At 37.6% G+C, this 16031-nt stretch carries 10 protein-coding genes; 6 read left to right on the top strand and 4 right to left on the bottom strand.

What is annotated here, in order from left to right:
- Positions 1–3 precede the first annotated feature (3 nt).
- The 4 genes from WC623_RS14470 to WC623_RS14455 form a co-directional block, all read right to left on the bottom strand.
- Positions 4–1434 carry a Gfo/Idh/MocA family oxidoreductase gene (locus WC623_RS14470; protein WP_372852247.1) on the bottom strand — a complete coding sequence of 477 codons (1431 nt, stop codon included), beginning with the start codon at positions 1432–1434 and terminating at the stop codon, positions 4–6.
- An 86-nt stretch (positions 1435–1520) separates the two neighbouring features.
- Positions 1521–2342, bottom strand: a complete 822-nt coding sequence (locus WC623_RS14465; RefSeq protein WP_372852245.1) for a sugar phosphate isomerase/epimerase family protein — start codon at positions 2340–2342, stop codon at positions 1521–1523.
- Between the two features lie 12 nt (positions 2343–2354).
- Positions 2355–4712: a TonB-dependent receptor gene (locus WC623_RS14460; protein ID WP_372852243.1), complete on the bottom strand. Its 2358-nt coding sequence runs from the start codon at positions 4710–4712 to the stop codon at positions 2355–2357.
- A gap of 13 nt (positions 4713–4725) precedes the next feature.
- Complete coding sequence (locus tag WC623_RS14455) at positions 4726–5316, bottom strand: hypothetical protein (RefSeq protein WP_372852241.1); 591 nt, start codon at positions 5314–5316, stop codon at positions 4726–4728.
- Positions 5317–5508: 192 nt separating this feature from the next.
- On the opposite strand from WC623_RS14455, the gene WC623_RS14450 reads away from it, so the two are divergent.
- The 6 genes from WC623_RS14450 to WC623_RS14425 all read left to right on the top strand — a co-directional run bounded on the left by WC623_RS14450 (position 5509) and on the right by WC623_RS14425 (position 15968).
- Positions 5509–6249, top strand: coding sequence for a ThuA domain-containing protein (locus tag WC623_RS14450; RefSeq protein ID WP_372852239.1), 741 nt, complete (start codon positions 5509–5511; stop codon positions 6247–6249).
- Between the two features lie 21 nt (positions 6250–6270).
- Positions 6271–7566 carry a sugar MFS transporter gene (locus WC623_RS14445; RefSeq protein ID WP_372852237.1) on the top strand — a complete coding sequence of 432 codons (1296 nt, stop codon included), beginning with the start codon at positions 6271–6273 and terminating at the stop codon, positions 7564–7566.
- Between the two features lie 259 nt (positions 7567–7825).
- Positions 7826–11122: a SusC/RagA family TonB-linked outer membrane protein gene (locus tag WC623_RS14440; RefSeq protein ID WP_372852235.1), complete on the top strand. Its 3297-nt coding sequence runs from the start codon at positions 7826–7828 to the stop codon at positions 11120–11122.
- A gap of 10 nt (positions 11123–11132) precedes the next feature.
- On the top strand, positions 11133–13145 hold the full coding sequence (locus WC623_RS14435) for a SusD/RagB family nutrient-binding outer membrane lipoprotein (protein WP_372852232.1): 2013 nt from the start codon (positions 11133–11135) through the stop codon (positions 13143–13145).
- Between the two features lie 38 nt (positions 13146–13183).
- Positions 13184–14455, top strand: coding sequence for a hypothetical protein (locus WC623_RS14430; RefSeq protein WP_372852230.1), 1272 nt, complete (start codon positions 13184–13186; stop codon positions 14453–14455).
- Between the two features lie 52 nt (positions 14456–14507).
- A complete protein-coding gene (locus WC623_RS14425; RefSeq protein WP_372852228.1) occupies positions 14508–15968 on the top strand; it encodes a BACON domain-containing protein in 1461 nt (486 codons plus the stop codon).
- Positions 15969–16031 lie beyond the last annotated feature (63 nt).

The following is a 16031-nucleotide window of genomic DNA, read 5'->3' as shown; positions in this document are numbered from 1 at the left end:
TATTTAAACCTTGTAGTATTGCTCCCAGCCTTTACGTGGTGGTGGCCCAACCAACAGAGCATTGGCAACTTTATTATTCGTAATTACTTTGTTTTTTCGGTCAAAATCAAGCTTTGTATTTAATTTCTGTGCAAGAACCCCTAAACAGAATACCTGACTAAGCGGACCTGCTATTGAAAATGGTGAACGTGTTTTTTCTTCCCCTTTACAGGCTTGAAGGAAATTCTTAAAGTGGTTTGAAGGGCTTTTTGGTACTTCTGGCAATGAACCAGCCATAGCAGCTCCTTTTTCTGCAGGAATAATTGAGAGTGTACTACCATGAGAACCTCCTTTAAAAATAAGATCCTTGCTATATATGATCTTTCCTGGGTTCAATTTCGCAGGTTCAATTTTCCCTGTGCTTGGCGGTGGTATATTCGGGTCTAAACCAGATACGCCATATCCCTTAGGAATCGGAGGTAAGTTATTTACACCATCATACCAGTTAATGTCCAACGCCGGCATATTTCCTCTCTGTGGGAATTTAAAAGCTATTGTAGAACACAATGGGAAAAAGAAATCGTTATGTCCTACCAATTTAGGAACGATTTGGTTTGGTAATCCCAAATCCAGAAACTCGTGTGCAGTATCCAAAATGTGTGCACCCCAATCCCCAAGAGCTCCCATACCTAAATCAAACCAGCAACGCCATTGTCCATTCACATAATCCTTGTTATAATTATGACCAGATGTTGCCATTTGCCATACATCCCAATCCAGTGTATCCGGCATGGTTTGAGCAAGTGGTAAAGAGGTCATGTTGAGGTTCCATGAATGCCAACGTCTTGGCGCATTCATATGTGCAGTTATTGAGGTGACATCTTTAATAATGCCTGCTTCTTTCCAGGCTTTAAACTGAAAGTAATTTGCATCAGAGTGACCTTGGTTACCCATTTGCGTAACCACCTTATTGTATTTCTTTGCGGCTTTCATCATGAGCTCTACTTCATTAAAAGTACGAGCCATTGGCTTTTCTACATAAACATGCTTACCTAAGCCCATAGCCATCATTGTGATCGGGAAATGCGAAAAATCAGGCACGCCAACAGTAACCGCATCTATCTGATTACTCATTTTATCAAACATCTTCCTGAAATCCTGAAAGCGGGGTACATTTGGAAATTCTTTCAAAATTGCCTCAGTATGCGCTGCACCCATATCTACATCACATAATGCAACAATATTAACAAGTCCTGTTCTATACAAATCACGTATAATTTCAGCTCCTCTATTTCCAATTCCGATACAAGCCAAATTTACCCGCTCATTCGCGCTGGCAAATTTTATATCTCCCTTACTCATCCCCATCAGTATACCCGGGGTAACTGCGGCGGCGGCAGACAACATCATTGTCTGCTTTAAAAAATGTCTTCTCGAAAAGTCTTTTGTGCTCATTTTAATTTTGAAAAAGTTTATATTCGGTATTGATCTATCATTCTGTTCTTGATTAAGACGACCTACTCTTAGTCAACAAGAGTAATTTAAATGCTTTTTAAGTAAGCCAAACTTTTAGGAACCTGTTGCTTTACTCCTTTACTTTCGTCTTCAATATAGAAATACTTAATTGATGTTTTCTTAGCTGCTTTGAGTAATTCCTTCATATCAATCTGACCACTACCCAGCGCTACGTTTTCACCACCAGCTTTAGGGCGATCTTTTAAATGCATCAGTTTAAAGCGTTTTGGATATTTCTTCAGGTATTCTATCGGATCATATCCTGGTACCAACACCCAAAGCACATCCATTTCAAAGGAAACATATTTAGGATCGGTTTTTTGAACAAGATAATCGAACAGACTTTCTTTAAAGAAGTCTCCTCCTGGTACAAACTCCTGACCATGATTATGGAAACAAAACTCCAAACCTCCTTCTTTAAGTTTTTTACCAAAAGCATTAAAATCAACAACAGCTTTTTTTATGATGTTTGAATCAATAGCTTTTTTGTGTGGAATTGAAGGTATACGAACAAACTCAGCTCCTAATATTTTAGCTGTTTTTATTACATTCTCAGCATTATTGATATCCCCATAACCAACACCATAGGTCGTGCATTTCATACCTCGTTCATCCAATAATGCCCGCATCTTTTCAGGGCTTAATTTGAATAGACTTGAAAATTCAATGTTGGTTATTCCCATAGCTTTAATCATATCCAATGTACCAGGTACATCTTCAGAAAAAGCATCTCTGAAAGTATAGGAAACTACTCCAGGTGCTTCTTTTAGAAGTTTCCCAAAACGTTGTGCAAAAGAAGATTGAACCAATATTGAGCATAGGATCAAACAAAATAATGTTTTTTTCATGTGTTTATTTTTTTAAAATTTAGTACTAATGCTAACGCCGTAAGTCCGTGGAGTTCCTAAGTGTGTAGCTCCAAAGTCGTAGGCATAATCTGCATATATTTTATTCCCCAGATTTCTTCCCCAAACAAAAAAATCTAGTTTCTTCAAGGAAATTCCAAATTTGGCATTAAACAAGTCATAAGCCTTTTGTTCCAGCTTATTCTCCAGATCAAAATATTGCTTACCTGTTGCAGCCCACTCAGCCCTTCCAACAAGTTTTATGTCTTCTAAAGCAGAAAGGTCATATGCATATTGTAAGGCAAGCATAGAGGTGTAATCAGGTGTAAATACCTGTCTGTTATTATCCAGGTTTAATACATCTTCTTCCTTACCCAATTTCAGGTCAGTGTATTTAGCATCTGTAAAGCCTAGGTTGTAATCTATAGACAAACCTTTTACAGGTATAGCCGAAATTTCTAATTCTGCGCCTTTACTCCTTAGCTTACCTGCATTTTTAGTAACAGTAATCGCTTCAGGAAGGATTAAAGTCGGTACCTGAGCATTGTTTACACTGGTATAAAATACCGCTGCATTAACTCTCAAACGCTCCTTAAAAAAGGTATTCTTAGTTCCAATCTCAAAGCTGTTACTGTTTTCTGGCTTATAAGTTACAAACTGAAGCGACTCAGAACTCGTTTGGTTGATACCGCCAGCCCTGAACCCTTTATTATAACTCGCGAACCAATTACTGTATGCCAGAGGCTGATACTTCAGACTTACTTTGGGAGAAAAGGCATGATAACTTTTTAATCCGCTTTCAAAATCAGGAGTTGGTGAAGGCTGCATTCCATCCATAATGATTTCATCAAAGCCATGTAGCTTCTTGTGCTCATAATCATATCTAAAACCTGCTGTTGCACTCAGTTGAGTGGTAATGGTATACCCCAATTGAGCATAGGTTGCTACGCCCATACTTTTAGCAGTATGCGTCGCAAGGTCCGTAAAGTTAATGATTGGGCTACCAAATAAGCCCGCATCTTCACCATAATGTGTCCCTTGTTTTGTTGGACTATATTGATAAAAACCATACAGACCGGCAGTCCAATTAAACCTGCTTTCTAAAGCGGTCGGAGAGCTGAATTTAAACTCCTGACTTAAGACCTGAACTTTGTTCCAGTCCTTACCAAAATTGTTTTGTATGGAAACAATATCCAAGGGCGAAAAATCACCATCAATAGGTGTTTTATAATACCTGTAATTCGATTGATATGCAGTTTGAGATGAGATATGAATTCGATGAGTTAAGTAATTAACAGAAAATGAAGCATTGATTAAATTATCAACCATTTGAGTAGTTGCATCCTGATTCACTTTAAAGGGATTTTCAAATGCTGTATCCATTGAACCTACCAGAGGAAAGGCTCCATTGTTCCTGTTGGCATTATGCTTTACATTTAAAATCATGGACAGCTTATCATTTACCAGGTACTTTAAGAAGTAACTTCCCATAATTCCCTTAAACTTATCAAAGCGTGCATCTGTAAACTCATTGACATAAATTCCACTCTGTACATTATACATACCAGTCGCCCCAAAAAACAGTTTATCCTTTATCAATGGAGTCCGTAGACCAAGTGTATAGCGCTGCTGACCAAAACTACCTGCATCTATCCCTGCAAAACCTGATGTTGTATTGTTTGGTTGCTTTGTGATGATGTTAATTACGCCTCCCATGGCATTTCTACCATATAAAGTACCCTGCGGGCCTCTCAATACTTCAATCCTATCTACATCCAGTAAATCCGAGATATAAGTATCCAGGCCAAATTGGTTTACGCCATCAACATAGGTGGCAATTGCCGGATCATATGAGGTACTTACCATTCCTCGCACAGATACGACATTTCTGCCATCACCAGGATTACCTGCATACAGGTTAGGTATAATGGTGCGGATATCTCTAATGTTTCTGATACCGTATGCCTCAATCTGATTTGCTGAAATTGTGGTTATGCTAAGCGGTACATTGGCTATATTTTCAGCACTTTTTTGAGCAGTAACGACCACCTCATCCAATTGTTTGTTAGAAGCGTTGAGTTTTAAATCAACATGAGCAATATTGTTGTTAACAATGATATTTTTAATTGAAGCAGCATAGCCCGTAGCAGTAACCTGAATACTATATTTGCCAAAAGGTACATTTACAAAATTGAAATCACCTTTTGAATTGGTAGAAATACTATAATTTGTATTGAGGATATGGACCGTCGCGGCAGTAATAGAAACTCCATTATTATCACGTACTGTTCCAGTTAGCGCACTTACATCCTGTGCATGTAGGCTACTTTGAATTAGCAACAAAGCACAAAACAGATAAATTTTTTTGATCATTTTTAAGTATTAGTTATTTAGCGACAATCTCCAATTGAGTTTTATCAGAACTAAATCGAATATTATCTATTTTCATTTCCTGAGTAGTTGTATCATCCTGTAGATTATACAAAACGATCCTAAAATAGTTAATAGCTGCTAAATTTGGGGCACCCTTAACATCTTTAAATTCCTTTAAAGAAATAATTACGTTATTCCAGCCTGCTACAAGCTTGTTGGAGCCTACTTTAAGACCACCAAAAGCATACCCATAGGCGTCAACATTTGAATTCGCCGCACTTGATATGGCTACCTGTCCGCTACCTTTTAGTAATTCTGGTTTTTCAATAAAAAACCAAAATGAAATGAAACCATTATCCTGCGTTACACCGGTATCAAAAGATTGACCATAGATTTTTCTTAGTCGTTCAGGTTTGTAACCATTTGAACTAATAGAATAGCTTCCTTCCTTGTGATCTGAATTTAATTTTGTTGGACTTCCATCACTGAACCACTGATGCGGTTTATCATCCAGTGATTCGCAACGATCTAATATCTGAACCTTCTGGGCATTGGCATAAGAACATGCTGCTAACAGCAATACTGTAGTAATCGTTTTTATCATATCGTTTATATTTGATTTAGTTTGATACTAAAATCATTTTCCTACTTAACAAAAACATAATAAAAGATTAATAATAATATCAGGCTCCTAAAAATCTTGAAAAAACTAAAAACCGATAGCTGTTAACTAATTATTAAGGCTTTTTTAATTACCTGATTATACATTAGAAGCTAAAACCAAATTAATTAATGTATGAAAAAAACAATCCATCTGACAATCCTGTCGATAGTCCTTGCTGTAATTATTGCTTATACCCCAGCATATGCAAAAAAACAAAGAGTCCTGGTGTTTAGCAAAACTCTCGGATTTCATCACAATTCAATTAAGCAGGGTATTGCAGCAATCCAAAAACTAGGTTCTGAAAATAAATTTGATGTCGATACGACTACAAATTCAACTTATTTTAATCTCCAAAACTTAAAAAAATATGCTGCTGTTATATTTTTAAGCACAACTGGCGACGTACTAAACGATGAGCAGCAAGCTGCTTTTGAAAAATATATACAAGCTGGTGGTGGATTTGCAGGAGTACATAGTGCCACAGATTGTGAGTACAACTGGCCCTGGTTTGGAAATCTGGTAGGTGCATATTTTGCAGGCCACCCAAATCAGCAAAATGCAACATTAAATGTTGTAGACCGCAAACATATTTCAACCAAACACTTACCGGAACAGTGGAAAAGAAAAGACGAGTGGTATAATTTCAGAAATGTGGCAAAAGGTTTAAGTGTTCTGATCTTTATGGATGAGAAAAGCTATGACGCAGGTAAAAACAAAATGGGCGACAATCATCCAATAGCCTGGTATCATAAATATGATGGTGGTCGTTCCTTCTATACGGGCCTTGGTCATACAGAAGAATCCTTTTCGGAGCCGCTATTTCTGGAACATTTACTAGGTGGAATTAAATACGCCATGGGTAGAAAAAAGTAACCATCATTTAAAACCAAACTTATGACTCAAATTCATACAACCAAATTATTCTGGGCAAGTTGCCTGGCATTATTAGTGACTTCGCTTTCATTCGGTATACGTGCCGGAATGATGAACCAATTGGGAATTGATTTCCAATTAAGTGCAACCCAACTTGGCACTATTACCGCTACCGCATTTTGGGGTTTCCCATTAGCCATTGTTATTGGTGGCTTTATAGTGGATATTATTGGAATGAAGCGACTACTGGTTATGGCTTTTATTTTTCATTTGGCTGGCATTATGCTAACCATCTTTGCACAGGGATACTGGACTTTATTCTTTTCCACGTTACTTATTGGGATAGCCAACGGTACAGTAGAAGCAGCCTGCAACCCCTTAGTAGCTACCCTATATCCTGAAAATAAAACTACCCGTTTAAATTACTTCCATTTGTGGTTTCCTGGAGGTATTGTTATTGGTACACTTCTGGTTACCCTTTTTGTACAAATCGGACTGGGGTGGAAAATTCAAGTTGCGATGATGCTGATTCCAACAGTAATTTATGGATATTTATTTTCAAAACTACAATTTCCCGTTACCGAAAGGGTATCGTCAGGTTACTCAAATAAAGACATGTATAAAGCGGTACTCTCTCCCCTCTTTATTTTTATGTTTATTTGCATGTTTGGAACTGCCATTACCGAATTATTTACCGGTCAGTGGATAGGTCTTTTGCTAAAAAATGTAACAGATAATGCCATTTTGCTGCTTACTTTAACTACAGGCATTATGGTTATTGGCCGTGCCTTTGCTGAGCCTGTGGTAAAGCGTCTGGCTCCTCAGGGTGTATTACTTTTCTCCGCAATTTTTGCAACTGCCGGCTTGTATATGCTGAGTACTTTCAGTGGCAATTCAATTTTCTTAGCGGCTGTTATTTTCGGTATTGGTGTTTGTTATTTCTGGCCTACCATGATTGGCTTTATAGCCGAGAACATACCTCAATCGGGGGCATTGGGATTAAATCTGGTGGGCGGTGCAGGTATGTTTGCCGTATCCATTTATACTATTTTCATGGGCGGTTTTTATGATAACCTGATTGTAAAACATTTACCTGCTGACGCCAATCTGGAAAAATACTTAGTAGCACCTGAAAACTCTGCTGATGCATTAGCACTTGCGAATGCCAAAAATCTAGCAGGCCCAGAGGTATTGCAAGTCACATTAATTATCCCAATAGTATTGGTTATTGCATTTACAGGATTGGTGATATACATGAGATCAAAATCTAAGCGAATTTCAGAATCAGTTCTCCTATCAAAGGTACAGGATTACTAGTCTTACGATATGTTATACACTTAACGTGCGAAAGCCTGTTGTGGAAAGCAACTGGCTTTTTTAAGCTGAAACCTTAGTCAGACAAAATAAATCAAGAATAAAATATTAATCTTGCATTTAACCAAATTAAACCCAATAAATTAATCCTTTATTAGTGTTTTATTAATTGGTCACCGCGTAATTTATATAAGATTAAAACATGCCAATGTGATAATCCTATTAATTAACCAAATAATAAATTCACTAACCTAAACCGTGTATGATGAGAAAACATTACTTATTTCACATATATTATCTGACCTTACTCCTGACATTTCTATTCGGAGTAACTTATGGTCAGGAAAAACAAGTTAATATTAAGGGTACGGTCCTGGACAAAACCAATCTACCTATTGTAGGTGCTTCAGTAAATATAATAGGAGCGCCAAATTCAAAAGGGACATTAACTGACCAGAACGGAAAATTCAAGATCAGTGCCCCTCTTAATTCAAATTTAAGAATCAGCTACCTTGGTTTCCTTACCCAGCAAATCAATATCAAATCAGATGCTGAGTTAAAGATCATCTTGGAAGAAGATTCAAAAAGTCTGACCGAAGTAGTTGTTACAGCTATGGGCATTAAACAAGAAGCAAAATCCTTAGCTTATGCTCGTCAAAGTATTGATGTTTCCTCCATGACGGAAGCAAGAGGAAGTAGTCTTTTAGATATGCTTTCTGGTAAAGCCGCAGGTATGCAAATTATATCTGGTGGCGGTCCTGGTGCTTCAACCAGGGTAGTATTAAGAGGGAATAATTCACTTACTGGCAATAACCAACCTTTATTTGTAATAGATGGGATACCAGTATTGAACAATTCAGGAGAGAGTGGGGACCTTGATTTTGGTAGCCCTGTAAACAGTATTAATCCTGATGAAATTGAAAATATTGAAGTCTTAAAAGGTGCCAATGCGGCTGCACTTTATGGTTCCGACGCCGCAAATGGTGCAATATTGATTACAACCAAGAAAGCAGGAAGAAAACAGGGTTTAGGTCTCAATTACGGATTTAATGTAATGGTTGGAAACCTTTATAACTTTCCTACCCTTCAAAACATATATGGTGCCGGTCAGGGTAACCAGTTTAAAAGAGAAGGGATGAACTATTACGGCAATTTCGGCAACGGTGTATCATTCGATCCAAATCTTCCTTATGGTATCTGGAACCCAAATATGGGTAACCAGGATCAACGTTCATGGGGTATGCCAATGTTAGGGTTTGATGTTGTAGGTAGAAATGGAGAAGTAAAACAGTACATACCTCGTCCACAGACAATAGAAAGCATGTTCAAAACCTCTAACACCATCACCAATAGTTTTGCTATCGACAAACTGACAGATGCCATGAGTATCAGGTTTTCTTACACCGGACAAATTGCAGATGACATTCTCGAGAACTTCAATTTATTTGACAGGCACAACTTTACCCTTAGAAGCACCGCTAAGATTACCAATTATTTAGATATTGATGCCAACATCAGGTATACATTTGAGAATATGGACAACAGAGGTTTCCGTAATGCATCGAACAGAAACCCTTTGTATGTCATTGCAAATTTACCCAGGGATGCCTCTTATGAAGAATTGGTTCCATGGAAACAAAACGACAACAGGCCATTTAATTTTAATGGATTCAACAATCCCTTCTGGCTATTAAATGAGACTTCCAATAAAGATATCAAGAACCTGTTAAACGCCAGTCTTACAGCAAATATCAGACTAAACAGCTTGTTAAGATTCCGGATTCGTGCATCTACAGATATTCAGCAGTCTAAAGGTTGGGATTTCACCAATCTCCACTCTCCTTTTGATATTGATGGCGAATATTTTAACTGGAGTCGTTTAATGACAAACAATAACTTTGATGCCTTATTATCCTTTAACAAAAAACTGAATAAAGATTTCAATCTTAATTCAAACCTTGGCGCCTCGGTACAAGACATAAAAGGAGAGAGAGTATCTGCCAGAGCTTCAATGCTTATTGCTCCAGACCTGGCTAGTGTAGCAAATTCCAGAGGGCTTATCGGCACCTTACAAGAACCAGAGCGTAAAAATAAGCAAGCAATTTTTGCGATGGGTAATTTAGGGTACAAAAACTGGGCGTTTTTAGAAGCTACAGCTCGTAACGAGTGGTCGAGTGCTTTACCTATAGATAATGCTTCTTATTTCTATTATTCACTAGGTACCAGTGTCGTATTAACAGATGCTTTAAAAATAAATAAGAAAGTACTTTCTCATTTAAAGCTCCGTGCCTCTTTTGCTCAGGTGGGTAATGATACTGGATTTGACCGTCTTTACAGCGGATACTACAGAGGAGAAACAGGTTCATTCAATGGCATTCCCTTCTTCATAGGTGAAGATGTTCTAAAAAATAAAAGGCTTAAGCCAGAACAAACACAATCCTGGGAGTTTGGTACAGAGATCAGACTATGGAATGGACGTGTGAGTACAGACATCACTTATTATAACAAAAGCACTAAAAATCAAATTGTTGAAGCCGATGCCATATCGGCCAGTGGATACCGCAGAGAGATCTTAAATGCTGGTGAAATACATAATGAGGGTATTGAAGTGAGTTTGACCGTCAATCCTGTTAAAACAAAATTATTCAATTGGAACACTACATTCAATTGGGCTAAAAACAGATCAAAAGTTGTTTCATTGGTAGAAGGTATTAGCAGATATGAAATGGCTAGTGCAGATAATATTAAGCTTTATGCAGAAGTAGGAAAGCCTTATGGTGTTTTTTATGGTAATGATTATAGAAGAAATAGCGATGGTGCTATCTACGTTGGTACTGATGGAAAACCTAAGTTTTTACCTGATCAATATTTAGGATCTATCCAACCTGATTGGTTTGGCGGATGGCAAAACTCTTTTAGAGTTGGTCCGGTTGATTTAGGCTTTATGATAGACTTCCAGTCGGGTGGAAAAGTATGGTCTTATACTGCATTTAGAGGCGGTATTGATGGCAGTACTGTACAATCATTGGATGGTCGATATGATGCGCTTGTGTCTGAATTGATTCTGGGAGAAAACAGTGAGGAACGAAGAGGTTTTCTTCAGCCAGGAAATACAATTAAAGCGAATGCAGATTACCTGCAAAATTACGTAGCCTATCCAGATGGATGGCGTCCAAAAGGTGTTCAATTAGGCAATACCGTTTATGACCCTTCGTCCGGTTTTTGGGCCGACAAGCCCTCAATGGCATGGGTAAGTCCGATGGACCATTGGACACACAACAACGCTTCAAGTGCCGCCAGATATATCTATGATGCAACTTATATGAAGTTAAGAGAAGTTACTATTGGATACAGTCTGAAAAATTCCTGGTTCAAAAAAACGCCAATAAAAAATGCAAGAGTTGCTTTAGTAGGACGTAACCTGGCTATTTTATATCAGAACACACCAAAAGGATTAGATCCACAAGCGACATCAACAACGGGCAATGCTCAAGGTTTTGAACGTGGCTTCAACTTACCAATGTCTACCTGGGGATTTGACCTTAAACTATCATTCTAAAAATACTACGATGAAAAAAATAGCTTATATATTGACTATCATAACCTTTTGTACTGCTTCCATCAGCTGTAAAAAGAACTTTGAAGAGATCAATACCAATAACAACAAAATCTATAAAGTAGATGTTAACGACATTTTTTCCGGTACTGTTTCCAGAACCATGAGGTTGATCCAGGATTTAAGTTTTAACAAACTAATGAATTTCTCCCGTTACGCTGTGGTTGGTTTTGCTACTAATCCTTCACAAGTAATGGATGATAATTATTTCAATCAATTTTACGTAGGCATTCTTCGGGATTTGTTGAGAATGGAAAAAGAATATGAAGGGAAGCCAGACTATGCCAATCGTTTGGCTATGGTAAAAACCTGGAAATCTTATGTATTCTATATGATGACTTCGATGTATGGAAGTATTCCAATGAGTAAGGCTTTGGCGGATAGCGATCATAGTCCGAGGGAATATACTTATGACACAGAACTGGAAATATATACCCAAATATTGAAAGATTTGAAAGATGCTGGCGAATTATACGGTGTATCAGCCTCATACCCAAGTGACATTTTAATGCGTGACCCTGTATTTGGTGGAAGTAATTTTGGAAAATCTGACATATTAAAATGGCAAAAATTCACCAATACATTACGCTTAAATATTGCCCTTCATGCGCAAAATCTATCCTTGGACCTTGCCAGAACACATGCTTTAGAAGTAATGGCTGATGAAACTAAACTGATTTCTTCATTAGATGATATGGTGAGACTACAATGGGGTTCAGATGAAGCTCTTAGTGCTTCTTACTATTTCACCAGATTAATCAAAACTGCTACGACCTTTAATGATTCAACCTACCCTGCCCTGGGAGAGTATTTTGGAATTTACTTATTTTCATACAAAGATCCTCGTTTGAGCGCTTTTGTTCATAAAGCAAACCAACTGTCGCCAATACCAGTAAAACCGATGTTATACACGGATACTTTGACCAGAAAACACGCCAATTTCTGTACAAACGCTGAATGCCCAACATTCGCCGCTCATCAGGCCGATGGTTTAAATGGTTCAAGGATTGATGATATTCTAGTTGATTATTCGATGCCTTATGTACCACTTCCTGAAGCTAATAGTTTGGCCGCGGGATGGGAATGGGAATTTATACCCGGAACAACTAATCGCTACAACGATCCATTAGGTAGTAAAAGCAGTCCTTACAATTTTTCTTTTGTACACACTGATTTTTTAAAAGAAAATACAACCACAATATTATTAAACTGGGCCGACAGCTACTTTCTCAGAGCTGAAGCCGAAATCCTTTTCGGCTCAGAAGTTAAAGCTGCACAACATTACGAAGCAGGTATACGTGCCTCATTTGCACAATATGGCCAGTCAGGGGTTGAAACATACCTTGCTCAAAATGGCATAAAATGGAATACAGATGGAAGAGGATTTGCAGATAGAAGGCTGTTATACCGTGCAAACATCCGTGGCAAGGGAGGTAAGGAGAATCATTTGGAACAAATTTATAAACAAAGGTATATTGCTGATTATTTAAACTGTCTGGAGGGCTGGAATTTAGAACGCAGAACACGTGTCTTGCGCTTTCCACCTTATTTTGCCAATGGTGCTGCCAGTGATGTGGAAGGATATAATCCGCAGTATAACTACTGGACTGAACGATTTATTTACCCCATTGTTGAACAAAGCAAAAATAAGGAAGCTTACTATAAAGGAATTGAAAACCTGAAAGCTACAAGTCCTTATTACAGGGGTGATAGATGGGGCGATAATGTTTATACAACCTTAGGCTTTGCTAAATTGAATCCTGATTTGGTTTTTGCGCAGCAATTGTATGGAGGGAATAAAAAAATCACGCCAAATGCAGAGTACTTCAATAAAAAATATGGTAAAACCTATGAAGAAGTTGTTGCTACGGCCAAAAGTATGACCGGTGAAACAGATGATAACCAGGCCTTAATTAAAGCCTTTGACTACAAGTTCAGACAGCGTCTGGTTACCTACATACCATAATAAAATTGAATAATAAGATTATCTATATATAAATCATCATGATGAAAAGATATATTAAAATGTCGTTAGTCGGATTAATGGCAATAACTACCGCTACTTCCTGCAAAAAAGATACAGGGCCGTCCATTGAGGATTATCCGTTGAATTACGAAATACCAAAAGTTCCGGTTACTGCCAATATACCTGTTGGTGCTTACCTTTACGAGCCATCCAATCCGCTTGTTACTGATGCAGTAAAATGGACACGTATCACCGAAAGCTACAATGTTAGTAATGGAAAAATAGGCCCTTATGTAAAACCAGAATTAGATCGTTATGATTTAAAGGCTACGGAAGCAGGTGCAAAAAATATGGCCAGGATAGTTGAATGGGCAAAAATGGCGAAGATTGACTTTTTAATTAGTCCTGCGCTTAAAGAGATCAATAACACCTTGTTCCCTAACAACCTCAATAGAGACGATTCGTTAACTGTAAATATGTTGGCCGAACACAACTTCCTACTCCCATCTGTAAATATGGGTGATTTGAAATATGCCATTTCAGTTGACGTTAATAATTTTGGTGGTGGTTTATCCAATAATCTACTTATTGAGAATGCCCCTACAACTACTTACACCATCAACGGAATACCAACTGTACTAACTCGTGTTGAGCGATTACTTAGTTATATGAAACGGGTTTCACTTTATTTCAAAGACGAGACCTATTACCATTTTCAGGGTCGCCCTGTACTTGTTTTTTTAGGTGCAGACAGATTGTATAGTGCAGATAGTAAGAAATTATATGATGATATACGGAATGTTATAAAAGAACAAACAGGTAAGGATGTATACATTATTGCTCGTCAACCTCAATGGACGCCATCTGCTCGCTTTGAGTATTTCTTTATGAGGGGTAAAGCTGATGCCATATCAATGGACAATATGTGTAATGTTGGAAGTGGTGTTACTGGCTGGGATAGAACGTATTTATTAAATCGTCTCATCAATGAAAATTACAAGTTGAATAAAGAATATACATCTAAAAACTTTGGTATTGACTTTATTCCTTCGGTATCTCCTTCTTTCACTACATACATTAATAACACCAGTCCTGATTACACTATTCCCTCAGTTCGTAAAAATGAAAATGATTTCAGGGAACGTTGTAATGTCGCAAAAATGAACTTAGGAAGTAATCGGATGGTATTGATTGAATCTATGAACAATTGGAATTGGGATTCTCAAATAGAGCCAACAGTGGCTGATTATGGACAAGGATATGGGACAAAATATCTGGATATCGTTCGTGAAGAGTTTAAAGTTCAATAAACTTTAAACCAATTAATTCTATTTAAATTAACTCGTTTAATGATCATACATTATGAAAAGAACATTACTATTCGGCTTGACAATCCTGATGATTGTTTTGACCAATTGTTCAAAAGATAAAAATGAAATACCCCTTAAGCCAACACTAAACATAGAGCGTGACGTTTATGAATATTTAAATACAGATAAAACAGGAAATTTTGCAGTTTCCCTATCAGATAATAGCGATTGGATTGTGGAAAGTTTAACTACACAGACCTGGCTTATCGCAACAAAAACTGGAGGAAAAGTGGAATTTACCATGGAAGAAAACTCCAGTTTGTATGAAAGAGTAGCTAAAATAAAGATACTAAGTGCTGACAAAAGCCTCAGCAAGATCATTGTAATTAAACAACATGGTAATACCCCTACCATTATCTTGGACAATAATGCGCTGAAATTTAAAAATCCTGGTGATAATGGTATTGTTAACATCAATAGCAATATGAGTTGGTCACTCAGCTCAGATGCAAGTTGGTTAAGTTGGGAGGTCAATGGAAATGAAGTGAAATTGATTGCCACGGCGAATCCAGAAACGGGTGAACGTACTGGGGTGGTAATTGTGAATACAGATTCACCTGTTTTCAATAAAGCCATTACAGTTACTCAAAAAGGAACAATCGAATTTGAGATTGACAAGAAAAGTCTGCTCTTAGCAAGAGAAGGAAGTACCCAGGTTGTTACTATTGAAACCAACCAGGTATGGACTTACGAAATCAGCAAAAACACGACCTGGTTTACCGTTGAAAGAGATGGAAGTAAATTGACAGTTACTGCAGCAAAAAACAACTTTGTTGAACTAGCAGGTACAATTACCATTATTTATGGAGGTACCAGGGTTGTGATTGATGTAAAACAAACTGGTATTGCAATTGGAACAGAATTGGATAGACAAGTGTTGATTGCAATTTATGAAAGTATGGGTGGTGATGCATGGTCTGGAACGAAATGGGATATTACTGCGCCATTGACAGAAGCTAATGCAGCAGCAAAATGGAATGGTGTAACAGTAGCAAAAGTAAATGGGGTTGATCGGGTAACCAAGATAGGCTTAAATGCCAGGAATCTTAAAGGCCCAATACCTTTAGCTATAGGCTATCTAAGCGAATTAACACAACTTGACTTGAACAACAATAATCAACAGTTGACTGGTACAATCCCTCCATCAATTGGTAACCTCAAGAGACTGACGGCTTTAACATTAAGCAGATCAGGTTTAACGGGTACGATTCCTGTGGAGTTTGCAAATTTAACAGCCTTAACATCGCTTCAAATGCATACCTCCAACTTCATTGGCCCTATTCCTCCTAATGTTTTAGGAAAAATGACTAATCTTAATTCATTGGAATTAAAAGCAAACAATTTTTCAGGACCATTACCAGCAGATGTGCTGGGCCATCCTAAAAAAGCAAGTTGGAATTTTACTAATATATGTCCCCAAAACCCCGGATATGGATTTACAACTTGTCCATAAGTAAATAACTAAGTGAAAAGCAAAGGGTTTGTAGTACATACTACAAACCCTTTGCTTTTTTAT

The organism is Pedobacter sp. (assembly GCF_041645105.1).
In the GTDB taxonomy this organism is placed as follows: Bacteria; Bacteroidota; Bacteroidia; order Sphingobacteriales; family Sphingobacteriaceae; genus Pedobacter.
This window is presented reverse-complemented; position numbering and strand designations above follow the sequence as displayed.

Coding starts and splice junctions, on each gene's coding strand:
- WC623_RS14430 (WP_372852230.1), top strand. CDS start 13,184: ATGATGAAAAGATATATTAAAATGTCGTTAGTCGGATTAATGGCAATA.
- WC623_RS14455 (WP_372852241.1), bottom strand. CDS start 5,316: ATGATAAAAACGATTACTACAGTATTGCTGTTAGCAGCATGTTCTTAT.
- WC623_RS14470 (WP_372852247.1), bottom strand. CDS start 1,434: ATGAGCACAAAAGACTTTTCGAGAAGACATTTTTTAAAGCAGACAATG.
- WC623_RS14450 (WP_372852239.1), top strand. CDS start 5,509: ATGAAAAAAACAATCCATCTGACAATCCTGTCGATAGTCCTTGCTGTA.
- WC623_RS14460 (WP_372852243.1), bottom strand. CDS start 4,712: ATGATCAAAAAAATTTATCTGTTTTGTGCTTTGTTGCTAATTCAAAGT.
- WC623_RS14445 (WP_372852237.1), top strand. CDS start 6,271: ATGACTCAAATTCATACAACCAAATTATTCTGGGCAAGTTGCCTGGCA.
- WC623_RS14425 (WP_372852228.1), top strand. CDS start 14,508: ATGAAAAGAACATTACTATTCGGCTTGACAATCCTGATGATTGTTTTG.
- WC623_RS14465 (WP_372852245.1), bottom strand. CDS start 2,342: ATGAAAAAAACATTATTTTGTTTGATCCTATGCTCAATATTGGTTCAA.
- WC623_RS14435 (WP_372852232.1), top strand. CDS start 11,133: ATGAAAAAAATAGCTTATATATTGACTATCATAACCTTTTGTACTGCT.
- WC623_RS14440 (WP_372852235.1), top strand. CDS start 7,826: ATGATGAGAAAACATTACTTATTTCACATATATTATCTGACCTTACTC.